Origin of the sequence: Candidatus Tisiphia endosymbiont of Parasteatoda lunata (assembly GCF_964030955.1) — a bacterium.
Taxonomy (GTDB): domain Bacteria; phylum Pseudomonadota; class Alphaproteobacteria; order Rickettsiales; family Rickettsiaceae; genus Tisiphia.
Map to the genome: position 1 here is coordinate 2,071,208 of NZ_OZ035003.1, position 22,439 is coordinate 2,093,646.

The following is a 22,439-nucleotide window of genomic DNA, read 5'->3' on the forward strand; positions in this document are numbered from 1 at the left end:
CTAAGGAAACCAAAATAATTTGTTAACATAATTTATTTTTTTATGAGAGATTTTTTAGGGTAGGCTTTTAAATTACCCTACAATTTTCAACAAATATATTTTACTAAAAATATTTATTGTCTATTATCATCAGATTATCCTATAAGTATAGTGTGCAAAATGACAAAACTAGATTTTAGACATATTTCATCTGTAATAGATGATTATGATGTTTTTTTATTTGATCTTTGGGGAGTGGTAGTAGAAGGTAACCAAATTTATCCCGGAGTAGTTGACAATATTAACAAGATACTTAAACAACAAAAGAAAGTTTTTTTTGTTACTAATGCCCCATGCAACACATTTTCCTTATTTACTAAAATTAACAGCTGGGGCATTAACGCAACGAAAGAAATGATTATTAGTTCTGGTGAAGTAGCAATTGATATGATACTAGAAAGTGATAAAAGATTTGGTATAAAAAATCCTATAGTTTATCATCTTGGTCAAGAAAGTAACGATCTTATGGACGGATTACAGACACCTACTACCACAAACATAAATGAAGCTAATATTTTGCTGTTAACGCTTTATCGTGATGAAGAAAAAAATTTAAATTTGGATGAGTTTGATGATTTATTAAAAACTGCAGTTAAAAGAAACATGGTTAGCATATGTGCGAACCCAGACCTTGGAATTAGACAACAAGGAATACAGAGATATTGTGCTGGATACTTTGCTGGAAAAATAAAACAATTTGGTGGTGAAGTAATTTTTACCGGCAAACCCTATATAGAAATATATCATAAAGTATTAACCCAATTACCAAATATTGCATTGGAACGTATTCTTATGATAGGCGATACTTTCTATACTGATATTTTAGGAGCGAATAAAGTAGGAATTAATTCAGCTTTAGTATTAACAGGTAATGCTACAAAGTTTGATAACCAGTATCATACTATTGAAGAAAAAATGTACCATTTGGAGATTGCAGCAACTGAGCAGGGAGTAATGCCAAATTTTGTTATTCAATTGACTGCAGATTGACTCAGATACTTGAATACTTTGAAGAATTGGCTCTTGCAAATACTTGCGGGGTATTCGCCACAACTGTTGAAAGTTAAAAAAACATCTATTAGCGAGAAGACCGTAGGTCGGACATGTGAGTAGACCTAACCAATTGCTTGGTTAAGCTCCTACTCAGAACCGGACATGCAGAGCTACCGCATCCGGCTTCCGAAAGGTAAGATAGGCTACAAGCCTATCTTGTTGGTTTTAGAACATTGAAATGGTCTTCCACTTGATTTGGAAAGTCAACCCTTTTGAGTATTTCACCTAATCTTTGCCAAATGACCCAACAGGACAATATACCGCCGCTGCGAAAGTACGCGAATCTTTACAACAAGGTAAATGGCAACTAACATCTGACAAAGAGTGTCTATTATACTTTCCCTACCAAAGATGGTCGGTATTTGCCGGTTGTGGCAAAGGATGGTAAAATATTAAAATTTGATTTGCTAGGTTCTGTTGACAAAAATTTTAACGTAACCATATTAAAGTTCCAACGAAATTTAGAAAAGCTAAGAAAGTGGCTGGAGTCTTATCAAATCTAGAAAATATACGCCTAAAATGTTTGATTTTGCCAAATAAGCACTCAATTAAATATCGTTCCTTATAAGTATGTTTATCATATTCACGTTGTACTTTACGGTTAGATTTTGGTGGTATAACAATCTCACACCCCTTATTTTCTAAACTTTCTACAAATGCACTACTATCGTATCCTTTATCGGCTATCACAGTCGTATTCTGAACATCTTGAGTAAGATTTTCCGCTTGAGTTATATCATTTCTTTGCCCAGCAGTTAGTATAAACTTTAATGGATTACCAAGGGCATGAATTTTAGTACTAAAACCACCTCTACTTCTACCTAAAGCCGCTTCTTCTTGATTACCTTTGGGGATATATCCAGATGAGCAAGCATGTGCTCTCACAATAGTTGCATCAATCATAATTGATTCCATATCTGCATCTACTTTAACATAATCACGTCAATTCGGGATAAGGATATTGTGAACATGTAGATTAAAATCAAATTTTGTTGAAGGTTTATTTTTCTTTAATGAGTAAGCAACAAGAGTAGATAATATATGGACAAAGGAATTTATTGGTGATCTATGTCTAGTATGTTCAAGGTTCATTTTATTTTTTAGATAATCAAAAACTGTTTCAATTAAGTTACGCTTTCGAAGTAAAATTTTTTCTTTCAAATCCATTAATTTATTTTCCATATTCTTCTTAATTCCATGAATCATTTTTAAGCCTCTTTCATATAAATTTAAGAACAAATTTTGCTTAATATAACCTTTATCAGCTGCTATAATTCCAGTTAATCTTTTTGTTAACTCCGGTACTGGAACCCTATCATCTACATTGCCTTTGGTCACTTTTAATGCCATAAACTCCCCTTTATTATTGATTATTACATGTAATTTAAAACCATAAAAATACCCCATAGAGGATTTACTATGTTTGGCTAATCCTTTAAAAACTTTATTGCTATAACGCCTTTTATTGTGACAAGCTTTAATCGTTGTAGAGTCAATAAAATAAATACCTGTTTCCTCACCAAACAACAAATGAATCAACATATTTAGCGGTATGAATAATCGTGCCATTAATTCAACAAATCTATTATAACTCAAGGCTTTGGGAAAATCATCCTTATGCATGCACTCTATATAACTTTTATAGAAAAATTTAAAATTCTTAGCATAGGATGTATGAAACATAATTATTATTGTTAACATTTCACTTAGACTCATACTACAACAGCGATTTCTTTGCTTATTTGATGGTAATAACTTTCTCTGTTCATACTCCAAATAAATTTTACAAAAATCATCTATAAAACTATATAATTCTGTGATATCTTTTTTCATGCCTGTAGTTTGTTTTTTTGTTTAAAAATATAAATACTGCAGGCACTCCTTTTTGACAATCCTTTTATCTATTACTATTTCATCTATATCTTATCCCGAATTGACGTAATTCAAAACTTTTGCCTATACTTACATTACTAGACCCTTAAAATCAGTAACCATAGATCAGATACCACTTCATCAACAAATAGGTAGTGGCAATTTGTTAGATTTAGCAACATGGAAGGATATTGCTAAAGCAATGAGAAACCCAACTACTATTTGTAAAGTTGATGGAAGGAAAAACGCAGAAGAAATTTTGATTAGGAATTATATTTAGCTAGTTACTAATTTGTACTAATTGAGCTTTATAGTTTCAATTTAACAGATATTGATTAAAAACTCCAACGAACTTGACAAGACAAGACAAGACAAGACAAGACAAGTAGGATAACCAAACTGAAATATACGCCGAAATAGTCATCAAATTTTTATATTTATTCAATAATTCTAATAAATTTAATTTAGCTTGACAATGAGTTTTAAATGTATACGGCGGAGTGTTAGGGAACGTGCGATGAAGTGCCACTTTGGCAAAATATGCTAAAAAATGTTGCAATTTACAAAGTGCCGAATATAATTCGGTGATAGAATAGCACTAAAAAGCAAATAAATTATTTTTATAATAGAACGCATTTATAAGCTTGCAAAATTATTGCTATAGTCTATTTTGATTATTAAGTACCGACATTGACCATTCTAAGAACTTTCTAAAAATTTATGGAACAACTAAATATGATAGCAAAAATCTCAAATATTTATCAGTTTAAAATTACCTTAAAATATAGTAAACCCAAAATTTGGCGTCGCATCCAAGTACCGGAAAAATACAGTTTTAAAGATTTGCATTTAGCCATTCAAGATGTTATGGGATGGGAAAATTTCATATGCATCAATTTGAAATGATCAATCCTAAGACTGGGCAAAAAGATATTATTAGTATGCCAGATGATGAAGGTTTTTGTGATCTGATTTCTGAGGATAAAGCAAAAATAGCTAAGTATTTTCTGACCCCTAAAGATAAAGCCATTTATGAATATGATTTTGGTGATGGATGGCAACATGAAGTTATGTTGGAAAAGATTTTACCGTCAGTTGTAGGTACTGATTATCCTCAATGTATAGCTGGTGAACGGGCTTGCCCACCGGAGGATTGTGGTGGGGTTGGGGGTTATGAGCATCTTCTGGGAATTATTTCCAACCCCAATCATGAAGAATACGAAGAACGTATGAAATGGCTAAGGGATGATTTTAATTCAGAAGAGTTTGATCCCATATTAGTTGAATTTGGTGATCATAAATAAATTTACGTATGGATTGAAAATATATAAATGCAAAATAATTTATCCGAAAATAATATTCTTGGTAGCGATGTTTTTTTTACGTTAGATAGTGAGGAAATTATTTTAGCTAGTAGTAAGAATACTAAAGAAAATAGATTAGCATTTGCTGTAATGCTCAAGTTTTTTCAAGTAGAAGGACGATATCTAACTCCTAGCGATGTTATCCAGCAAACGATGATTAATAGCCTGGCTATGCAACTAGATTGCTGTGATATGAATCTTGATAATTATGATTGGCATAACAGAAGTTCAAAACGATTTCGTCAAGAAATTCGGTTATTATTAGACTATCGAAAAGCTAATATAGAGGATAGTAAAAAGTTAATTGATTGGCTAATAGAACACAGCTTACCACAAGTTCCAACATTACCGCAAATATTAGAGCAAGCCTATCAATTTTGTGGCAATCAGAGATTAGAACCATTTAAACCAAGGCAGTTAGATCGTTATATTGCTACGGCATGTTCTAGATTTGAGCGAAAGTTTTTCTTGGACATTTCTAAGCAGTTATCTATTGCCACAATAAAGTTAATAAATGAGTTAACCACTCTGCACTGCAAGTGCAGAGCTTAATATTACGGCATGAATGCCTAATGTATGTACTAACTTAAAAGTTAGAAACTATTTGTGTATGGCTCATTTAGAAAGTGTCACAACACAAAAAGAATATATCTGTGAAGTGTAAGATTTTGTTAAAAAATATCTTATCTTATCTTTTCTTTTCTTGATAAGATATTTAAAATTTATGTTGAAACGACGCACTGCAAGTGCGGGGTTTTTCTCCCAAAGTGGGACAATAAAGATATATTATACCAATTGCAATAATTAACGCAGTGTTATAAAATGGTTTTTTAACTGATAAAAGGTAATCAAATAGCTAGGTTAATATTACCGCAAGGTTTTGAAGGTCATGATTTTATAAAAATGATGAAACATGAGCCGCATGGTCGAAATCGTATACGTTTATTGGCGATGTATCACCTTCAATTAGGCAAATCTTTTAAAGCCATATCTGAAATAGTGAAGTCACACTGGAAAACTGTGCAATCATGGCTCAGAAGATTTAGGAATCATGGTTTTGAAGGATTATTTGAATCACAAAGAAGCGGTGCCCCTAGGAAGATTAACACTATACAAGAGTCTGCTCTTTTTGATAAAATCAATACGCTCAGTGAAAGTAAAACTGGTGGGTATATAACTGGAAAGGAGTTACATATCATGTTACTTGAGGAATATGGTGCTAAATGTGCTTTAAAAACAGTCTACAATACTATGCACCGCCTTGGTTTTAGCTGGATTACTTCTCGTTCAATGCATCCAAAGTCAAATCAAGAGACTCAAAATACATATAAAAAAACTTTCCAGATATGTTAACAGAATTATTACCAAAAAATATCGATAGATGTAAAGTTGATATATGGTCTCAGGATGAAACTCGAGTTGGGCAACAAGGTAGCTTAACTCGTATATGGGCTAAGCGTGGCACTAGACCCCGTAAAGTTCGGCAACAGCAATTCATTTCAACATATATTTATGGAGCTGCTTGCCATGATACAGGAGAAGCTTTTGCATTAATTTTACCATATGCAAACACACAGGCAATGAATAAATTCTTAGAAGACCTTTCTCGCAGTATTCAAGGCAACCGACATATAGCTTTACTAACGGATAATGCAGGTTGGCACACAGCCAAAAAACTAACTGTGCCAAGCAATATCACTTTGATACCGCTTCCGCCCTATGCACCGGAACTTAATGCAATGGAACAAGTTTGGGAATGGATCAAGAATCATTACTTGTCTAACCAATGTTATGGTGTATATGAAGATATCGTCACTATGGCTTGTTACGCTTGGAATCAACTTGCTCATAATGTAGATTTAGTAAAATCAATTATGTATAGAGACTGGATAAATACACCGTGTTAATTATTGCAATTGGTATTATCTGAAGTTAGATGTGTTAATGGAAAATTTGACATTTTATATACCCTTGCAGACACAGCTCTAGAGAATCCAAATGGTGTAATTCAGGAGACCATTTATCCAAAAGTTAGCCAAGAAACGCTTGGTGATTTAACCAAAGAGCTTATATCTAACAAAAATACATGGTATCAGCATCAAGTGCAGAAGAAGATGCGATCTTGTTACTCGCATGCTCATCGTCGTATATTATTAATGCTATTAGAAATATTTACTTTTCAGACGAATAATCAAGATGGTAAAGAGATATTACAGGCTATTGAATTTATTGTCCCACTTTGGGAGAAAAACCCCGCACTTGCAGTGCGTCGTTTCAACATAAATTTTAAATATCTTATCAAGAAAAGATAAGATAAGATAAGATATTTTTTAACAAAATCTTACACTTCACAGATATATTCTTTTTGTGTTGTGACACTTTCTAAATGAGCCATACACAAATAGTTTCTAACTTTTAAGTTAGTACATACATGAGGCATTCATGCCGTAATATTAAGCTCTGCACTTGCAGTGCAGAGTGGTTAACTTATATAGAGCACTAGATAGTCTTGGTAATACTGTAGACTTTCTGCTACGTAAGCATAGAGACAAGCCTGCAGCACTTGCATTTTTTCGTAAAGCCTTTAGAGAGAATAATTTTCCTGAGAAAGTAGTAATTGATAAAAGCGGTAGTAATACGGCTGCTCTTAATGATTTGAATACAGAAGTTCCTAAAGATTATAAAATTAAGGTTATTCAGACCAAATACCTGAATAATCTTGTAGAACAATATCATAGGTTTATCAAAAAACGTACAAAGCCAATGCTTGGTTTTAAGAGTTTTCATTCTGCAGAAATGACTATTACCGGTATAGAAAATATTCGTATGATGCAAAAAAGACAAATAATTGGAGCTAATGATAATCTTTCTACTTTTGAAAATTTTGCTATGTTAATGGCATCATAATGTCCAAAACCTTAGTTTTAACAATCTTGATGTAGTATGATTTATAGATGCGACAAAACCTCTTTAAAAGGCTATAGCGTAGTATTTAAATCTAGAAAAGCTGTCTATCATATAGTAACCATGCTTTTTATTATACAGGGTTATTGGGTTTTTATTGCTATCGCTCCCATCTTGTACATGAGAGATTTAGGAGTGTCTATTCAGCAGTTTGGTTTTTATCAGGGAGCAATGGCTGCAGTATTCTCGGCTGTAAGTTTTAGCAGTGGTTATTTATTGAAGAATTTTGGACAAAAAAATGTTTTTTCTTTAGTATTTTAGCACTTGTAGCTTTTATAATTGCCGCTATAGTTTTGGTGATATGCAAGACTAATGACCCATTAACCATAACAATAGTAACACAATTAGTGGCTATTGGCATGATATTCCCTTGTAATATTTTATGGCCTTTGGCGTTAGAGAGTATACCAAATGCTAAAGGCAGAATTACTGCTATATTGGTATCAGGAAGATTGATTGTTACCGCATTATGTTTGCAGTTGGTTAGTTATTTTTATCAGGGTACTTTTAAGCCATTAGCAATTGTTATGTGCATCACTATAGTTATAGCATTGATTGGTTGTTATAAATTATTGCAAGTAGATAGAATATTTGATGAACCTAAATAAATGATAAATGATAAAAGATAATTTTATTCTAAAAGTAGCAGTTCGATATTTTAGAGCTAAGAAGAATGAGCGATTTGTTTCTATTATTGCTGGTGTTTCTTTGATGGGTGTAACTATCGGTGTTGCTGCATTAATAGTGGTTATGTCCGTTATGAACGGTTTTCATTATGAGCTGACTAAAAACATTATTGGTCTTAATGGTGACATTAGCATAACACCAGTATCACGTTCTATCGCAAATTATGATGAAATTAACAAAAAATTAATTAGTCAGAATTATATAAAACATATTTCTCCAAGCATTGTCGGTCAAGCTCTTGCACTAGGTAAAAGAATGAATAGTGGTGCTATAATTAAAGGTATAGATTTAACTGAACTCAAATATAAAAATCAAATTTTACAGAATGTTAATACTGGAGATTTTACCGATTTTTTTGGCACAGATGTGGTAGCAGTTGGTAATGAACTTGCTAGTAACCTAGGAGTTCAAGCGGGTATAAAAATAAAATTAATTTCTCCCAATTCAATTTCTACTGCTTTTGGTAGTATGCCTAGATCTAAAGAATTCAGGGTTGTGGCTACTTTCACTAGCGGTATGTATGATTATGATTCAGCAACTATTTTAATGCCACTTATTGCTGCCCAAAATTTTCTGTCTTTCAAGGAAGTTATTAATCTAATCGAAGTAATAACGATAGAACCGAGTAACGCGGGAATTTATGCTTGGGAGATACAAAATCTTTTAGGATCAAAATTACGAGTGACAAGTTGGCAGAAATCACATTTACAGTTTCTAAATGCTTTAGCTGTTGAAAGGATAGCAATGTTTACTATTCTCTCTTTGATTATTATGGTAGCAGCCTTTAACATCGTGTCTAGCTTATTTATGTTAGTTAAAGACAAGACTTCGGATATTGCAGTGCTTCGTACTATTGGTGCAAGTACTAGGCAGATTATGCTTATTTTTATTTGTAATGGTATGTTTATAGGTTTGCTCGGTACGATTTTAGGTATCATATTGGGTACAAGCTTTGCTTATAATATCCAGTCTATTAGAAATATCTTGGAGAAAGTAACCGGTACTAAAATTTTTGAAGCAGCGATTTATTTTTTATACACTCTACCGTCAGAGGTAAGATTAGAAGATGTTATATTAGTATCAACTATCTCTATAGTTTTATGTTTTTGTGCAACAATTTATCCTTCATATAAAGCTGCTAAGTTAAATCCTGTGGATGCCTTGCGTTATGAATAAAGCTGTATTAATGTTAAAAAATATTTCTAAAAAATATAAGCAGGGAAAATCTATTATTGAAGTATTAAGTAATGTTAACTTAATTGTAATGCAAGGGGAACTAGTTGCCATAATAGGCTCTTCTGGTAGCGGTAAATCAACTTTACTGCATATAGCTGGTCTACTTGATACCCCAAATAATGGAGAGGTGCAGATAGAGTCAACAAACTATTGCCAAAATCATGCTCATATAATAAGACTGCGTAATATAGGTTTTGTCTATCAACAACATCATTTACTCAAAGATTTTACTGCCTTAGAAAATGTAGCAATGCCAAAATTAATTGCTGGCGATAGTTATAAATTAACTCTTAAGAAGGCAGAAGAGCTATTATCAGAGTTAGGACTAGCCAATAAAATACATAATATGCCGGGTGAGCTATCTGGTGGAGAGCAACAAAGAGTAGCTATCGCTCGTAGCTTAATTAATAATCCTAAAATTATTTTAGCTGATGAACCTACTGGTAATCTAGATCCTAATACTGCTAATGAGGTTTTTAACTTATTACTTAAAACCGCCAAACAACAACATACCTCTATTATTGTGGTAACTCATAATCATGAAATGGCACATAAGATGCATAGAGTGTATGAATTGCAGTATGGAGAGCTGAAATAGGCGGTAAATAAATTCATGAATCAACTAGTAGATTTTTATAGGTATAAAATTACCATTGAATATTTAGGAACTGCTTTTGTTGGTTGGCAAAGGCAGTGTAATGCTATATCTATTCAACAAATACTGGAAGATGGTATATACAAATTTACTGGTGAAAAAGTAGTGGTTCATGGAGCTGGCAGGACTGATGCAGAGGTTCATGCTTTAGGGCAAGTAGCACATTTCGATTTAGTGAAATATATGCAGCCCTATAAAGTTATACAGGCTATTAACTATTTTGTAAGATCTTATCATATAGGGGTAGTTGATTGTATTCTAGTCGACGGAGATTTTCATGCAAGATTTTCTGCTGTAGAACGTCATTATGTATATAGAATTATTAATAGACCTAGTCAAGTGATAATAGATTTAAATCGTGCTTGGTGGATAAAACAACCTCTTGATGTTGAAGCAATGAAATATGGAGCTTTCTATCTCATAGGAAATCATGATTTTAGCTCATTTAGAGGTAAATATTGCCAAGCAAAGTCACCTATAAAAACCTTATCTAAGTTAGTTATTACACAAGAAAACAACGATATAAAAATATATGTTTCTGCTCGATCTTTTTTACATCATATGGTTCGAAATATTGTTGGTAGTTTAGTATTAGTTGGACGCAATATATGGCAGGAAGGTGATATACAAAAAGCTTTGGATGCTAAAAAAAGAGAGGCAGCAGGTATAAAAGCTCCAGCATGTGGGTTGTATTTTCTTAGAGTTGACTATTAACTCATGTATGGAGCTTCTGCGTACTAAACTCGCAATCAGGCTCTTTCGGCACTATTGCCTCGACGGTCTCTAGGTTGCTAACACTTTTTACACCATTTGTCATTTTTTTTGTACCTAAAAATTTATAGTCACCTTTTTGGTTAAAACCCCCAGCTTCAGCTGGGAAAGACTTCAGTCCTTGTTCTAATATTTCAATTCACTATAACTTGAATATATGATATTTTAATATACATGAAGAGCTTGCTCTTATGTATATTAAAATATCATATATGACAGATTATAACAAGACGGTTTTGTCGCATCTATAAATCATACTACATCAAGATTGTTAAAACTAAGGTTTTGGACATTATGATGCCATTAACATAGCAAAATTCTCAAAAGTAGAAAGATTATCATTAGCTCCAATTATTTGTCTTTTTTGCATCATACGAATATTTTCTATACCGGTAATAGTCATTTCTGCAGAATGAAAACTCTTAAAACCAAGCATTGGCTTTGTACGTTTTTTGATAAACCTATGATCTTGTTCTACAAGATTATTCAGGTATTTGGTCTGAATAACCTTAATTTTATAATCTTTAGGAACTTCTGTATTCAAATCATTAAGAGCAGCCGTATTACTACCGCTTTTATCAATTACTACTTTCTCAGGAAAATTATTCTCTCTAAAGGCTTTACGAAAAAATGCAAGTGCTGCAGGCTTGTCTCTATGCTTACGTAGCAGAAAGTCTACAGTATTACCAAGACTATCTAGTGCTCTATATAAATAAACCCATTTACCGTTTAATTTAATATAAGTCTCATCCATTCTCCAACTACTACCAACTGGCTTCTTTCTTTTTCTAACCACCTGATCTATCAATGGTACAAATTTTATAACCCATCTTTGTAATGTAGAGTGATCAATTTTTGCTCCCCTTATACTCATCATTTCTTCCAAATCTCGATAACTTAAAGAAAATCGGCATTTCATATAGACAAATAACATTATTATTTCTGGTGAAGAACAAAATCCTTTGAAATATGATAATAATCTTGCAGTAATACGAAACATCTTAACATCTTTTTTAGATCATTATATCAATCTTTTTTCTATTGTCCAACATATGCGACAGAACCCCATCAAATAAGCAAAGAAATCGCTGTTGTAGCATGAGTCTAAGTGAAATGTTAACAATAATAATTATGTTTCATACATCCTATGCTAAGAATTTTAAATTTTTCTATAAAAGTTATATAGAGTGCATGCATAAGGATGATTTTCCCAAAGCCTTGAGTTATAATAGATTTGTTGAATTAATGGCACGATTATTCATACCGCTAAATATGTTGATTCATTTGTTGTTTGGTGAGGAAACAGGTATTTATTTTATTGACTCTACAACGATTAAAGCTTGTCACAATAAAAGGCGTTATAGCAATAAAGTTTTTAAAGGATTAGCCAAACATAGTAAATCCTCTAGGTTCTGTCGCATATGTTGGACAATAGAAAAAAGATTGATATAATGATCTAAAAAAGATGTTAAGATGTTTCGTATTACTGCAAGATTATTATCATATTTCAAAGGATTTTGTTCTTCACCAGAAATAATAATGTTATTTGTCTATATGAAATGCCGATTTTCTTTAAGTTATCGAGATTTGGAAGAAATGATGAGTATAAGGGGAGCAAAAATTGATCACTCTACATTACAAAGATGGGTTATAAAATTTGTACCATTGATAGATCAGGTGGTTAGAAAAAGAAAGAAGCCAGTTGGTAGTAGTTGGAGAATGGATGAGACTTATATTAAATTAAACGGTAAATGGGTTTATTTATATAGAGCACTAGATAGTCTTGGTAATACTGTAGACTTTCTGCTACGTAAGCATAGAGACAAGCCTGCAGCACTTGCATTTTTTCGTAAAGCCTTTAGAGAGAATAATTTTCCTGAGAAAGTAGTAATTGATAAAAGCGGTAGTAATACGGCTGCTCTTAATGATTTGAATACAGAAGTTCCTAAAGATTATAAAATTAAGGTTATTCAGACCAAATACCTGAATAATCTTGTAGAACAAGATCATAGGTTTATCAAAAAACGTACAAAGCCAATGCTTGGTTTTAAGAGTTTTCATTCTGCAGAAATGACTATTACCGGTATAGAAAATATTCGTATGATGCAAAAAAGACAAATAATTGGAGCTAATGATAATCTTTCTACTTTTGAGAATTTTGCTATGTTAATGGCATCATAATGTCCAAAACCTTAGTTTTAACAATCTTGATGTAGTATGATTTATAGATGCGACAAAACCTAATAAGCTATATAAATTAAGAGAATTAATAAATTGGTCTGGTCTAGAAGAATGGTTATCAAAAAATGTTTCTATTAAGAGATTTGGTAGAAATAGAAAATGTCATAGAGTGATGCTTGGTGTAACGATGCTACAAGCAATGTATAATTTTTCAGATTCATTAGCAGAGGAAGAACTAAAAGAAAACATGTATTGGCAATATTTCTGTGGGTGGGAATATATAGAAACAGATATAGCGATGTCGGAAACTAGCATAAGAAGATTTCGTAATTTATTAGGTGAATCTGGATATAACGAGATATTAGCAGAGTTGATAAGAGTTGGAATAAGAACTAACACAATTAAAAAAAAAGATTTGGAATTGATAATTGCTGATACAACGGTACAAATTAAGAATATCAAGCACCCACATGATGTTTATTGTCCCACTTTGGGAGAAAAACCCCGCACTTGCAGTGCGTCGTTTCAACATAAATTTTAAATATCTTATCAAGAAAAGATAGGATATTTTTTAACAAAATCTTACACTTCACAGATATATTTTTTTGTGTTGTGACACTTTCTAAATGAGCCATACACAAATAGTTTCTAACTTTTAAGTTAGTACATACATGAGGCATTCATGCCGTAATATTAAGCTCTGCACTTGCAGTGCAGAGTGGTTAACTTAATGGATAAAGCTAGGCTTAGTATTGTGAAGCTTTGCCAAAGTTTGGGTATAAGTTTAAACGAAACCTACGCTAGAACCTATAAGCGAGATATAATAAAGCTCTGGAAGTATAAAGAGCATAGCAAAGCCAAGAAGCGTTGGAAAATAATGAAGCATTTAAAAACGTTACTTGGTCGTTTGGTTAGAATATGTGAGCGTGAGATAAAAAATCAGAAATTAAACTTATCTATCAGAGATCAAGAAGTATTGAAAAAAGTAAAACAAATACATAGCCAATCTGTTTTAAAAAGAGAAGAGAAAAAGCAATACAAAGAACAGAATAAAATATTGTATAGTTTTCATGCCCCTGAGGTAGAGTGTATAGGGAAGGGAAAACGAAACAAGCCATATGAGTTTGGCAATAAAGTTGCGGTAGTAGTCAGTGGTCGTAGAAATTTTGTACTGTCAGCAAAATCGTTTCATAATAATCCTTATGATGGTCATACATTGCAGCAGAGTTTTGAAGCGGTAGAAAATGTAACTGGAATAAAGATAAAAAAATCGTTTGTTGATCTTGGTTATACTGGCAGCAATGTTAAAGAGAAGAGTAAGGTATATACCCCAAAAACTCGGAAAAAGTTATTGAAAGAAGACAAGTGTATGATCAGGAGACGCAGTGCTATAGAACCAATAATAGGGCATTTGAAACAATATGGCAGGATGGGCAGAAACTGCTTGAAGGGTGTGATAGGAGATGTGATCAATCCAATAATCTCTGCTATAGGTTTGAATTTACGATGTATTGCCAATCATTTACACATCATGCCTAACTCTACATAAAAAAATTATCATTAAAAAACTTGCTAAACGATTAAAAAAAATCGTTAACAATAAGCTCATGTAAAAATTTGAGTCAATCATTTAATTTGTGTAAGTTCATTTTTTATTTTCCAATAAATCATATTTAAAATCTCCACAAAGTATTTCAAATTGATTTAAAGCTAAAGACCAATCTTTAATAGGCATGGTCCATTTTTTGGCTGCATTTTGTAGGGATAAAAATATTATTTTTTGAATTGACTTATCATCTGGAAACACCCCCTTATTTTTGATAATTTTTCTAATTTGACGATTTACAGATTCTATAGTGTTAGTAGTATAAATTACCTTTCTGATCTCTTCAGGAAAGGCAAAAAACGGTATTATCCCAGACCAATTACGTTGCCAAATATCAGAAATTACCGGATATTTTTTATCCCATTTTACACCAAATTGCTGAAGTTTTAAACGTGCCATTTCGTCATTATTAGCTGTATAAATTTGTTTTAGATCTGATGTGACCTCTTTTAAATCTTTATATGACACATACTTTACTGAATTGCGAACCATATGTACAATACATAATTGTACTATAGTACTCGGGAATACACTGCTTATAGCTTCTGGAAAGCCCTTTAAACCATCCACACAAGCAACATAAATTTGTTCAATTCCTCGATTCTTTAACTCAGTAACTACTTGCATCCAAAATTTAGCACCTTCATTTTTGCCTATCCAAATGCCAAGTAACTCCTTTTTCCCTTCTATATTTACAGCAAGTGCTAAATATACTGCTTTATTTATTTGATCTGTCAACAGTTTTCCGGACAGTTTGTTTAGGCACATTTTTGCATTTTCTCGTATTGTACAGGTGATAGATAGTCATTAGTTGAATGCATCCTTATACGATTATAAAATACTTCTATATATTCAAATATGGCATATTTTGCTTCCTCCCTAGTTTTAAATTTATATTGATAAATTAGTTCTGTTTTTATAGTGTGAAAAAAGCTTTCAGCAACAGCATTATCCCAACAATTTCCTTTACCGCTCATACTCTGTATAATACCATGTTGTTTTGTAAGTTTTGAATGGCTATCAGAACAATATTGACTACCTCTATCAGTATGCCAAATAAGTCCTTTAGGTGGTTTACGTTGCCATATTGCCATTAGCAGAGCATTATTAACTAAATCAGCTTTCATGTTACTATTCATTGACCACCCTATAATTTTCCTAGAAAATAGATCAATAACGGTTGCTAAGTACAGCCAACCTTCTTCAGTTGGAACATATGTGATGTCCCCAACCCAATAACAATTAGCAGCATAGACCTTGAACTTTCTATCCAATAAATTAGGAGCAACTTGCTTATTATGACTAGAATCAGTAGTTGCTTTAAATTTATGTTTGCTTTTACATACTAAACCAGCTTCATTCATTAGCCTTGCAATCCGCTTCCGACTAACAATTATACCGTGTCTAGATAGTTCCTTTTTAATGGGTCTAGATCCATAATTCCTTCTACCTTCTTGAAAAATTGTTTTAATCTTACAGGTTAAAGCATTATCTTCTTTGTCCCTATTGCATTCAGGGGTAGTTAACCATTCATAATAGCCACTACGTGATACTTTCATAAATTTGCACATAATCGCAGTTGAAAAATCACCTTTATGCTTCTTTATCCATGCGTACTTTATTGGGACTCTTTCGCAAAGTACGCGGCAGCCTTTTTTAATAGATCACGCTCCTGCGTTACCCTAGCTAAATCTTTCTTTAATCTTTTTAATTCATCATAGAGATGTTCATCTGTTCGCATTATTGATTCTTTAGGTTTGGAATATTTATCTACCCAAGTATATAGAGTATTTCTAGTAATACCTAACTCTTTAGCTGTTTGTGACACAGGTCGCTTGGACTCAATTGCTAATTTAACTGCTGACTCTTTAAATTCAGCCGGATAAACCTTTGGTTTGCTATTAGTCATTTTTGTACTTCCTTTCTGTTAATATTGTCTCCTATTAACTGTCCGGAAAACTATAACCACATCAATTACTATGTGATTGTCTCTAGATTTTACATAGATACAGTCCAAGTATAATATTGGATACACCCTATCTAAACAACGATTTTGCCACCTAGTTACTTCTTCTATCACCCCATCTGTTATGGTGGATATCAAGTCACCAGATACATCAGTTTGATATATTTCTTCTAAATGCCCTCGGATCTCGCTGACTGTCATACCGCGACCATAAAGGGATATCACTTTCTCATCAAATCCATTAAATCTCCTCAGCCCTTTTGGTATTAATTGAGGATTATACTCTCCTTCCCGATCTCTTGGTACTTCTACTGTCAGCTTACGACCATCCCCATCAATTACTGTCTTCTCATAGCTACCATTACGACGATTATTATCTACTTTTGGCATCTTGCTATGTTTTGAATATCCTAATTCATGATCCAACTCACTTGCTAATATTTTCTCAACTATTTGCTTCTTTAGCTGTTGAAATAAACCATCTCGACCAAATAACTCCGATGGATCTGCTTTTGATAATAATTCTTCTACTAGCTGATTACTGATGTCTAATGTATCTTTATCTGTATCTAATTTTTTAGCCATAATTCCTCCTTGCTTGCTTAAGTTACTTTTTTTACAGTAATCTCTTACTGCTTTCTTTGCAACTTACACAAACTATAGGACAGACTCAAACCTATAGCAGAGATTATTGGATTGATCACATCTCCTATCACACCCTTCAAGAAGTTTCTGCCCATCCTGCCATATTGTTTCAAATGCCCTATTATTGGTTCTATAGCACTGCGTCTCCTGATCATACACTTGTCTTCTTTCAATAACTTTTTCTGAGTTTTTGGGGTATATACCTTACTCTTCTCTTTAACATTGCTGCCAGTATAACCAAGATCAACAAACGATTTTTTTATCTTTATTCCAGTTACATTTTCTACCGCTTCAAAACTCTGCTGCAATGTATGACCATCATAAGGATTATTATGAAACGATTTTGCTGACAGTACAAAATTTCTACGACCACTGACTACTACCGTAACTTTATTGCCAAACTCATATGGCTTGTTTCGTTTTCCCTTCCCTATACACTCTACCTCAGGGGCATGAAAACTATACAATATTTTATTCTGTTCTTTGTATTGCTTTTTCTCTTCTCTTTTTAAAACAGATTGGCTATGTATTTGTTTTACTTTTTTCAATACTTCTTGATCTCTGATAGATAAGTTTAATTTCTGATTTTTTATCTCACGCTCACATATTCTAACCAAACGACCAAGTAACGTTTTTAAATGCTTCATTATTTTCCAACGCTTCTTGGCTTTGCTATGCTCTTTATACTTCCAGAGCTTTATTATATCTCGCTTATAGGTTCTAGCGTAGGTTTCGTTTAAACTTATACCCAAACTTTGGCAAAGCTTCACAATACTAAGCCTAGCTTTATCCATTAAGTTAACCACTCTGCACTGCAAGTGCAGAGCTTAATATTACGGCATGAATGCCTAATGTATGTACTAACTTAAAAGTTAGAAACTATTTGTGTATGGCTCATTTAGAAAGTGTCACAACACAAAAAGAATATATCTGTGAAGTGTATACTTGCAGCAAAACTGCGTAACACTATCTAATTTTTTTGCTAGTATGAATTTATTGTATAAATTTGGGTTTCTACTATGCAAATATCACCGATTAATCAAAACTTACGCTATGTTTTATGATAAGTGGCTTTGTACTGAGATATTATTAAAATTCTTTACTATGAAAAAATGGCTTTCAGCCAAGGTTTTTAGTCATACTTGAGATAACATAGCGTAAGTTTTGTAATAAAAACTAGTTGAAAAAGTACCAATTATATTATAACATTTGAAATATTAATAATAATGATAATTAATCAAATGAAAAAACCAAAAGTAGCGACCTTAAGTGCTGAAGAACGAGAAGAACTAATACAACATGTCAAGGAAAGTTCATTAACGGGAGATGAACAGCAAACGATAGTAGAACTTGTGAAATTTTGTAATGAGCTAATAGACAAGCTAGCATCATCAAATATCAGTATAAATAAGCTTAAGGAAATGCTGATTGGTTTTAAGGCAGATAACAAAAAAAAGATAGTTCAGATTCATTAAAAGAACCGCCAAGTGAATCTGATAACGGGAATGGTGGTAATGAAGAAGAGTGCGATAAGCCCAAAAAGATAGATCGTAGTAATTGGCAAGGTAAATATGGGTTTGATGATTATAAGGATGCGAATACCAGCTATTTAACTCCTGAGAATTTTTGTAGTGGTGATAGCTGTCCTCACTGTTGTAATGGCAAACTATATAATAGTGAAGCTAGAAAATTGCTACAATTTACAGGTAATGCTCCAATTACAGTCAACAGATATGTAAAGAAAACGCTACGTTGTAATGCTTGTGATTATATAGTTATGAACAATAAAAATATCAACAAATGGACAAATAGTAGCAGAAGTGCAATAGTGTTACAAAAGACCTATGGTACTCCTTTCTACCGTTTATCTAGGCTGCAAAGTTTAAGTGGTGTTCCTGTGGCATATAGCTCGCTCTGGCAACAATATTTAGATGTTTGGCAAGAAGGTGGTGGAGCTGAAATTTACGGGGTATTATTGGAAATGGCTGCCGAATGTAGTTCACTGAACCTTGATGATACTAGAGCTAGGATTTTAGAAATTACTATAGCCAATAAGAAATTACGTACTCAAAATAAGAAAGGACGCAGCTGTTATACTACTACAATATGTGCTAAGACTGCAAATAATGAGGTGATAGTTTTATATTTTACCGGTAATAGGCATGGTGGAGAAAATATAGGTAACGTACTAAAGAATCGTAAGAATAGAACAGATTCTATCCAATTAATGACTGACGCAAGTAACAATAATAACCCGGTATTATCAGAAGCAGATCAAGAATTACTGGCAATAATAGTGATGATCAATTGTTTGTCACATGGTCAGAGAAAATTTACAGAGAATGAACTATATTACCCTGAAGAATGCGGATATTTTCTCAAACAAACACGAGGGATTTACCACAATGAACATCAATGTAAAGAGATGAGTCCTGAAGAAAAACTTGGGTATCATCAGGAACATAGCAGTAAATATATAGAAAACATATATAACAAAATAGACGAATTATTTAACGACAAGAAAGTTGAGCCTAATAGTAGGCTTGGACAAGCTATGAAATATTGGATAAATAGTTAACCACTCTGCACTGCAAGTGCAGAGCTTAATATTACGGCATGAATGCCTCATGTATGTACTAACTTAAAAGTTAGAAACTATTTGTGTATGGCTCATTTAGAAAGTGTCACAACACAAAAAGAATATATCTGTGAAGTGTAAGATTTTGTTAAAAAATATCTGTATGATTCATTCTTATCTTTTCTTGATAAGATATTTAAAATTTATGTTGAAACGACGCACTGCAAGTGCGGGGTTTTTCTCCCAAAGTGGGACAATAAAGAAGGTTTGACCCAATTTTTAAAAATCCCAGTTAGCAATCTTGATAATAATTGGGCTGAGAGATCACTGCGTACCATTATTTTACAAAGGAAGAATTCATTATTCTTTAAAACAATCAATAGTGCTGAGATACATAGTGGTCTGTATAGTATAGTAAAGACTTGTAGTGAGAACGAGATCAATGCCTTTAAATATTTAAATTGGCTACAAGAGCAGAGTAGCAAAGCAAAGAAGCGTCCTGCGAATTATACGCCTTTTGCCTATGCAAGATATATGAATAATACGGAATTAATCGAGACAGCAGCTTAAACGACAGGAAGCCAATCATTAGAGAATTTGGCAGAACTAGGATCACCATTATGAATAAGAATGTGTAAGGTTCTATAACAAATTTGATAAGATGAATTATCAGATGGGAAAAGTTTTGATCTGTCAACAGTTTTCCGGACAGTTTGTTTAGGCACATTTTTGCATTTTCTCGTATTGTACAGGTGATAGATAGTCATTAGTTGAATGCATCCTTATACGATTATAAAATACTTCTATATATTCAAATATGGCATATTTTGCTTCCTCCCTAGTTTTAAATTTATATTGATAAATTAGTTCTGTTTTTATAGTGTGAAAAAAGCTTTCAGCAACAGCATTATCCCAACAATTTCCTTTACCGCTCATACTCTGTATAATACCATGTTGTTTTGTAAGTTTTGAATGGCTATCAGAACAATATTGACTACCTCTATCAGTATGCCAAATAAGTCCTTTAGGTGGTTTACGTTGCCATATTGCCATTAGCAGAGCATTATTAACTAAATCAGCTTTCATGTTACTATTCATTGACCACCCTATAATTTTCCTAGAAAATAGATCAATAACGGTTGCTAAGTACAGCCAACCTTCTTCAGTTGGAACATATGTGATGTCCCCAACCCAATAACAATTAGCAGCATAGACCTTGAACTTTCTATCCAATAAATTAGGAGCAACTTGCTTATTATGACTAGAATCAGTAGTTGCTTTAAATTTATGTTTGCTTTTACATACTAAACCAGCTTCATTCATTAGCCTTGCAATCCGCTTCCGACTAACAATTATACCGTGTCTAGATAGTTCCTTTTTAATGGGTCTAGATCCATAATTCCTTCTACCTTCTTGAAAAATTGTTTTAATCTTACAGGTTAAAGCATTATCTTCTTTGTCCCTATTGCATTCAGGGGTAGTTAACCATTCATAATAGCCACTACGTGATACTTTCATAAATTTGCACATAATCGCAGTTGAAAAATCACCTTTATGCTTCTTTATCCATGCGTACTTTATTGGGACTCTTTCGCAAAGTACGCGGCAGCCTTTTTTAATAGATCACGCTCCTGCGTTACCCTAGCTAAATCTTTCTTTAATCTTTTTAATTCATCATAGAGATGTTCATCTGTTCGCATTATTGATTCTTTAGGTTTGGAATATTTATCTACCCAAGTATATAGAGTATTTCTAGTAATACCTAACTCTTTAGCTGTTTGTGACACAGGTCGCTTGGACTCAATTGCTAATTTAACTGCTGACTCTTTAAATTCAGCCGGATAAACCTTTGGTTTGCTATTAGTCATTTTTGTACTTCCTTTCTGTTAATATTGTCTCCTATTAACTGTCCGGAAAACTATAACCACATCATTTTGCGGTAAATTTACCTTTGGATAGGCGTTTAGAGCATAGCCAAAAGCCTTGACCGTCAAAGGACAAAATTTTAATGGCAGTTCTGTTTTTATTATAGAGTTAACCACTCTGCACTGCAAGTGCAGAGCTTAATATTACGGCATGAATGCCTCATGTATGTACTAACTTAAAAGTTAGAAACTATTTGTGTATGGCTCATTTAGAAAGTGTCACAACACAAAAAAATATATCTGTATACTTGCAGCAAAACTGCGTAACACTATCTAATTTTTTTGCTAGTATGAATTTATTGTATAAATTTGGGTTTCTACTATGCAAATATCACCGATTAATCAAAACTTACGCTATGTTTTATGATAAGTGGCTTTGTACTGAGATATTATTAAAATTCTTTACTATGAAAAAATGGCTTTCAGCCAAGGTTTTTAGTCATACTTGAGATAACATAGCGTAAGTTTTGTAATAAAAACTAGTTGAAAAAGTACCAGTTATATTATAACATTTGAAATATTAATAATAATGATAATTAATCAAATGAAAAAACCAAAAGTAGCGACCTTAAGTGCTGAAGAACGAGAAGAACTAATACAACATGTCAAGGAAAGTTCATTAACGGGAGATGAACAGCAAACGATAGTAGAACTTGTGAAATTTTGTAATGAGCTAATAGACAAGCTAGCATCATCAAATATCAGTATAAATAAGCTTAAGGAAATGCTGATTGGTTTTAAGGCAGATAACAAAAAAAAGATAGTTCAGATTCATTAAAAGAACCGCCAAGTGAATCTGATAACGGGAATGGTGGTAATGAAGAAGAGTGCGATAAGCCCAAAAAGATAGATCGTAGTAATTGGCAAGGTAAATATGGGTTTGATGATTATAAGGAT

Annotated in this window: 29 protein-coding genes and 4 pseudogenes; 20 read left to right on the forward strand and 13 right to left on the reverse strand. The window is 32.8% G+C overall.

Annotated elements, in window-relative coordinates:
• The first annotated feature begins 159 nt into the window (after positions 1-159).
• Positions 160-1,029 carry a TIGR01459 family HAD-type hydrolase gene (locus AAHN00_RS12880; protein ID WP_342271499.1) on the forward strand — a complete coding sequence of 290 codons (870 nt, stop codon included), beginning with the start codon at positions 160-162 and terminating at the stop codon, positions 1,027-1,029.
• Between the two features lie 492 nt (positions 1,030-1,521).
• Here the strand turns inward: AAHN00_RS12880 and AAHN00_RS12885 are convergent.
• Both AAHN00_RS12885 and AAHN00_RS12890 read right to left on the reverse strand, forming a co-directional pair.
• Positions 1,522-2,016: pseudogene (locus AAHN00_RS12885) on the reverse strand (IS5 family transposase); the annotation flags it as partial.
• Between the two features lie 18 nt (positions 2,017-2,034).
• Positions 2,035-2,925 carry an IS982 family transposase gene (locus AAHN00_RS12890; protein WP_342271500.1) on the reverse strand — a complete coding sequence of 297 codons (891 nt, stop codon included), beginning with the start codon at positions 2,923-2,925 and terminating at the stop codon, positions 2,035-2,037.
• 774 nt (positions 2,926-3,699) lie between these two features.
• Here AAHN00_RS12890 and AAHN00_RS12895 point away from each other — a divergent pair.
• The 10 genes and pseudogenes from AAHN00_RS12895 (at position 3,700) to truA (ending at position 10,584) form a co-directional block, all read left to right on the forward strand.
• A pseudogene (locus AAHN00_RS12895) lies at positions 3,700-4,268 on the forward strand (plasmid pRiA4b ORF-3 family protein).
• A gap of 27 nt (positions 4,269-4,295) precedes the next feature.
• A complete protein-coding gene (locus AAHN00_RS12900; RefSeq protein ID WP_342271501.1) occupies positions 4,296-4,880 on the forward strand; it encodes a DUF4158 domain-containing protein in 585 nt (194 codons plus the stop codon).
• Positions 4,881-5,231: 351 nt separating this feature from the next.
• Positions 5,232-5,681, forward strand: a complete 450-nt coding sequence (locus AAHN00_RS12905) for a helix-turn-helix domain-containing protein (RefSeq protein WP_342271056.1) — start codon at positions 5,232-5,234, stop codon at positions 5,679-5,681.
• Positions 5,675-6,235, forward strand: coding sequence for an IS630 family transposase (locus AAHN00_RS12910; RefSeq protein WP_342270961.1), 561 nt, complete (start codon positions 5,675-5,677; stop codon positions 6,233-6,235). The genes AAHN00_RS12905 and AAHN00_RS12910 overlap by 7 nt, the downstream gene beginning before the upstream one ends.
• A 574-nt stretch (positions 6,236-6,809) precedes the next feature.
• A pseudogene (locus AAHN00_RS12915) lies at positions 6,810-7,235 on the forward strand (IS6 family transposase); the annotation flags it as partial.
• 36 nt (positions 7,236-7,271) lie between these two features.
• On the forward strand, positions 7,272-7,553 hold the full coding sequence (locus AAHN00_RS12920; protein WP_342271502.1) for a hypothetical protein: 282 nt from the start codon (positions 7,272-7,274) through the stop codon (positions 7,551-7,553).
• A 98-nt stretch (positions 7,554-7,651) separates the two neighbouring features.
• Positions 7,652-7,900: a hypothetical protein gene (locus AAHN00_RS12925; protein ID WP_342271503.1), complete on the forward strand. Its 249-nt coding sequence runs from the start codon at positions 7,652-7,654 to the stop codon at positions 7,898-7,900.
• Between the two features lie 7 nt (positions 7,901-7,907).
• Entirely contained in the window at positions 7,908-9,155 is a 1,248-nt protein-coding gene (locus AAHN00_RS12930) for a lipoprotein-releasing ABC transporter permease subunit (RefSeq protein WP_342271504.1), read from the forward strand.
• On the forward strand, positions 9,148-9,813 hold the full coding sequence (locus AAHN00_RS12935; protein ID WP_342271505.1) for an ABC transporter ATP-binding protein: 666 nt from the start codon (positions 9,148-9,150) through the stop codon (positions 9,811-9,813). Before AAHN00_RS12930 ends, AAHN00_RS12935 begins: the two co-directional genes overlap by 8 nt.
• 15 nt (positions 9,814-9,828) lie before the next feature.
• Positions 9,829-10,584, forward strand: coding sequence for a tRNA pseudouridine(38-40) synthase TruA (gene truA, locus AAHN00_RS12940; RefSeq protein WP_342271506.1), 756 nt, complete (start codon positions 9,829-9,831; stop codon positions 10,582-10,584).
• A gap of 349 nt (positions 10,585-10,933) precedes the next feature.
• Here the strand turns inward: truA and AAHN00_RS12945 are convergent, their stop codons facing one another.
• Positions 10,934-11,641, reverse strand: coding sequence for an IS6 family transposase (locus AAHN00_RS12945; protein ID WP_342270905.1), 708 nt, complete (start codon positions 11,639-11,641; stop codon positions 10,934-10,936).
• A 41-nt stretch (positions 11,642-11,682) separates the two neighbouring features.
• Here AAHN00_RS12945 and AAHN00_RS12950 point away from each other — a divergent pair, with 41 nt between their 5' ends.
• From AAHN00_RS12950 to AAHN00_RS12960, 3 genes are all read left to right on the forward strand, one after another.
• Complete coding sequence (locus AAHN00_RS12950) at positions 11,683-12,093, forward strand: transposase (RefSeq protein ID WP_342271507.1); 411 nt, start codon at positions 11,683-11,685, stop codon at positions 12,091-12,093.
• Positions 12,094-12,114: 21 nt separating this feature from the next.
• Positions 12,115-12,822: an IS6 family transposase gene (locus AAHN00_RS12955; RefSeq protein WP_342270905.1), complete on the forward strand. Its 708-nt coding sequence runs from the start codon at positions 12,115-12,117 to the stop codon at positions 12,820-12,822.
• A 133-nt stretch (positions 12,823-12,955) separates the two neighbouring features.
• Complete coding sequence (locus AAHN00_RS12960) at positions 12,956-13,363, forward strand: transposase (RefSeq protein WP_342272683.1); 408 nt, start codon at positions 12,956-12,958, stop codon at positions 13,361-13,363.
• Here AAHN00_RS12960 and AAHN00_RS12965 read toward each other — a convergent pair.
• Complete coding sequence (locus AAHN00_RS12965; RefSeq protein WP_342271508.1) at positions 13,281-13,457, reverse strand: hypothetical protein; 177 nt, start codon at positions 13,455-13,457, stop codon at positions 13,281-13,283. The two genes, AAHN00_RS12960 and AAHN00_RS12965, sit on opposite strands and share 83 nt — an antisense overlap.
• An 83-nt stretch (positions 13,458-13,540) precedes the next feature.
• Here AAHN00_RS12965 and AAHN00_RS12970 point away from each other — a divergent pair, with 83 nt between their 5' ends.
• A complete protein-coding gene (locus AAHN00_RS12970; RefSeq protein ID WP_342271509.1) occupies positions 13,541-14,371 on the forward strand; it encodes a transposase in 831 nt (276 codons plus the stop codon).
• Positions 14,372-14,467: 96 nt separating this feature from the next.
• On the opposite strand, the gene AAHN00_RS12975 is transcribed toward AAHN00_RS12970, so the two are convergent.
• The 5 genes from AAHN00_RS12975 to AAHN00_RS12995 are packed head-to-tail and all read right to left on the reverse strand — an operon-like array spanning position 14,468 to position 17,845.
• On the reverse strand, positions 14,468-15,196 hold the full coding sequence (locus tag AAHN00_RS12975; protein ID WP_342271510.1) for an IS256 family transposase: 729 nt from the start codon (positions 15,194-15,196) through the stop codon (positions 14,468-14,470).
• The gene (locus AAHN00_RS12980; RefSeq protein ID WP_342272567.1) at positions 15,187-16,089 is read right to left on the reverse strand and encodes an IS3 family transposase; all 903 of its coding nucleotides are present in this window, start codon (positions 16,087-16,089) and stop codon (positions 15,187-15,189) included. The genes AAHN00_RS12975 and AAHN00_RS12980 overlap by 10 nt, the downstream gene beginning before the upstream one ends.
• On the reverse strand, positions 16,047-16,337 hold the full coding sequence (locus AAHN00_RS12985; RefSeq protein WP_342270937.1) for a transposase: 291 nt from the start codon (positions 16,335-16,337) through the stop codon (positions 16,047-16,049). Before AAHN00_RS12985 ends, AAHN00_RS12980 begins: the two co-directional genes overlap by 43 nt.
• Positions 16,338-16,355: 18 nt before the next feature.
• Positions 16,356-16,979: a transposase gene (locus AAHN00_RS12990; protein ID WP_342271511.1), complete on the reverse strand. Its 624-nt coding sequence runs from the start codon at positions 16,977-16,979 to the stop codon at positions 16,356-16,358.
• 44 nt (positions 16,980-17,023) lie between these two features.
• Positions 17,024-17,845: a hypothetical protein gene (locus tag AAHN00_RS12995; protein WP_342271512.1), complete on the reverse strand. Its 822-nt coding sequence runs from the start codon at positions 17,843-17,845 to the stop codon at positions 17,024-17,026.
• A gap of 435 nt (positions 17,846-18,280) precedes the next feature.
• On the opposite strand from AAHN00_RS12995, the gene AAHN00_RS13000 reads away from it, so the two are divergent.
• The 4 genes from AAHN00_RS13000 (at position 18,281) to AAHN00_RS13015 (ending at position 20,187) form a co-directional block, all read left to right on the forward strand.
• Positions 18,281-18,514 carry a hypothetical protein gene (locus tag AAHN00_RS13000; protein ID WP_250310741.1) on the forward strand — a complete coding sequence of 78 codons (234 nt, stop codon included), beginning with the start codon at positions 18,281-18,283 and terminating at the stop codon, positions 18,512-18,514.
• Between the two features lie 215 nt (positions 18,515-18,729).
• On the forward strand, positions 18,730-19,617 hold the full coding sequence (locus AAHN00_RS13005; RefSeq protein ID WP_342271513.1) for an IS66 family transposase: 888 nt from the start codon (positions 18,730-18,732) through the stop codon (positions 19,615-19,617).
• 103 nt (positions 19,618-19,720) lie between these two features.
• On the forward strand, positions 19,721-19,888 hold the full coding sequence (locus AAHN00_RS13010; protein ID WP_342271514.1) for a hypothetical protein: 168 nt from the start codon (positions 19,721-19,723) through the stop codon (positions 19,886-19,888).
• A complete protein-coding gene (locus AAHN00_RS13015) occupies positions 19,885-20,187 on the forward strand; it encodes an IS66 family transposase (RefSeq protein ID WP_342271515.1) in 303 nt (100 codons plus the stop codon). The genes AAHN00_RS13010 and AAHN00_RS13015 overlap by 4 nt, the downstream gene beginning before the upstream one ends.
• Here AAHN00_RS13015 and AAHN00_RS13020 read toward each other — a convergent pair.
• The 4 genes and pseudogenes from AAHN00_RS13020 to tnpB all read right to left on the reverse strand — a co-directional run.
• A complete protein-coding gene (locus AAHN00_RS13020) occupies positions 20,184-20,342 on the reverse strand; it encodes a hypothetical protein (protein ID WP_342271516.1) in 159 nt (52 codons plus the stop codon). The two genes, AAHN00_RS13015 and AAHN00_RS13020, sit on opposite strands and share 4 nt — an antisense overlap.
• Positions 20,335-21,237 (reverse strand): IS3 family transposase, encoded by a 903-nt coding sequence (locus tag AAHN00_RS13025; RefSeq protein WP_342272567.1) that lies wholly within the window; start codon positions 21,235-21,237, stop codon positions 20,335-20,337. The genes AAHN00_RS13020 and AAHN00_RS13025 overlap by 8 nt, the downstream gene beginning before the upstream one ends.
• On the reverse strand, positions 21,195-21,485 hold the full coding sequence (locus tag AAHN00_RS13030) for a transposase (protein ID WP_342270937.1): 291 nt from the start codon (positions 21,483-21,485) through the stop codon (positions 21,195-21,197). The genes AAHN00_RS13025 and AAHN00_RS13030 overlap by 43 nt, the downstream gene beginning before the upstream one ends.
• Positions 21,486-21,546: 61 nt before the next feature.
• A pseudogene (gene tnpB, locus AAHN00_RS15180) lies at positions 21,547-21,636 on the reverse strand (IS66 family insertion sequence element accessory protein TnpB); the annotation flags it as partial.
• A gap of 450 nt (positions 21,637-22,086) precedes the next feature.
• Between tnpB and AAHN00_RS13035 the strand changes: the two are divergent.
• Positions 22,087-22,320, forward strand: a complete 234-nt coding sequence (locus tag AAHN00_RS13035; protein WP_250310741.1) for a hypothetical protein — start codon at positions 22,087-22,089, stop codon at positions 22,318-22,320.
• The last annotated feature ends 119 nt before the right edge of the window (positions 22,321-22,439 follow it).

What these genes read in the sequence shown, in the direction of transcription:
- AAHN00_RS13030 (WP_342270937.1), bottom strand. Translation starts at nt 21,485, where the DNA reads ATGACTAATAGCAAACCAAAGGTTTATCCGGCTGAATTTAAAGAGTCA.
- AAHN00_RS12945 (WP_342270905.1), bottom strand. Translation starts at nt 11,641, where the DNA reads ATGTTTCGTATTACTGCAAGATTATTATCATATTTCAAAGGATTTTGT.
- AAHN00_RS12935 (WP_342271505.1), top strand. Translation starts at nt 9,148, where the DNA reads ATGAATAAAGCTGTATTAATGTTAAAAAATATTTCTAAAAAATATAAG.
- AAHN00_RS12920 (WP_342271502.1), top strand. Translation starts at nt 7,272, where the DNA reads ATGATTTATAGATGCGACAAAACCTCTTTAAAAGGCTATAGCGTAGTA.
- AAHN00_RS12990 (WP_342271511.1), bottom strand. Translation starts at nt 16,979, where the DNA reads ATGGCTAAAAAATTAGATACAGATAAAGATACATTAGACATCAGTAAT.
- AAHN00_RS12905 (WP_342271056.1), top strand. Translation starts at nt 5,232, where the DNA reads ATGATGAAACATGAGCCGCATGGTCGAAATCGTATACGTTTATTGGCG.
- AAHN00_RS13035 (WP_250310741.1), top strand. Translation starts at nt 22,087, where the DNA reads ATGAAAAAACCAAAAGTAGCGACCTTAAGTGCTGAAGAACGAGAAGAA.
- truA (WP_342271506.1), top strand. Translation starts at nt 9,829, where the DNA reads ATGAATCAACTAGTAGATTTTTATAGGTATAAAATTACCATTGAATAT.
- AAHN00_RS12985 (WP_342270937.1), bottom strand. Translation starts at nt 16,337, where the DNA reads ATGACTAATAGCAAACCAAAGGTTTATCCGGCTGAATTTAAAGAGTCA.
- AAHN00_RS12965 (WP_342271508.1), bottom strand. Translation starts at nt 13,457, where the DNA reads ATGGCTCATTTAGAAAGTGTCACAACACAAAAAAATATATCTGTGAAG.
- AAHN00_RS13000 (WP_250310741.1), top strand. Translation starts at nt 18,281, where the DNA reads ATGAAAAAACCAAAAGTAGCGACCTTAAGTGCTGAAGAACGAGAAGAA.
- AAHN00_RS12880 (WP_342271499.1), top strand. Translation starts at nt 160, where the DNA reads ATGACAAAACTAGATTTTAGACATATTTCATCTGTAATAGATGATTAT.
- AAHN00_RS12930 (WP_342271504.1), top strand. Translation starts at nt 7,908, where the DNA reads ATGATAAAAGATAATTTTATTCTAAAAGTAGCAGTTCGATATTTTAGA.
- AAHN00_RS12910 (WP_342270961.1), top strand. Translation starts at nt 5,675, where the DNA reads ATGTTAACAGAATTATTACCAAAAAATATCGATAGATGTAAAGTTGAT.
- AAHN00_RS12890 (WP_342271500.1), bottom strand. Translation starts at nt 2,925, where the DNA reads ATGAAAAAAGATATCACAGAATTATATAGTTTTATAGATGATTTTTGT.
- AAHN00_RS12900 (WP_342271501.1), top strand. Translation starts at nt 4,296, where the DNA reads ATGCAAAATAATTTATCCGAAAATAATATTCTTGGTAGCGATGTTTTT.
- AAHN00_RS12955 (WP_342270905.1), top strand. Translation starts at nt 12,115, where the DNA reads ATGTTTCGTATTACTGCAAGATTATTATCATATTTCAAAGGATTTTGT.
- AAHN00_RS12925 (WP_342271503.1), top strand. Translation starts at nt 7,652, where the DNA reads ATGATATTCCCTTGTAATATTTTATGGCCTTTGGCGTTAGAGAGTATA.
- AAHN00_RS12975 (WP_342271510.1), bottom strand. Translation starts at nt 15,196, where the DNA reads ATGTGCCTAAACAAACTGTCCGGAAAACTGTTGACAGATCAAATAAAT.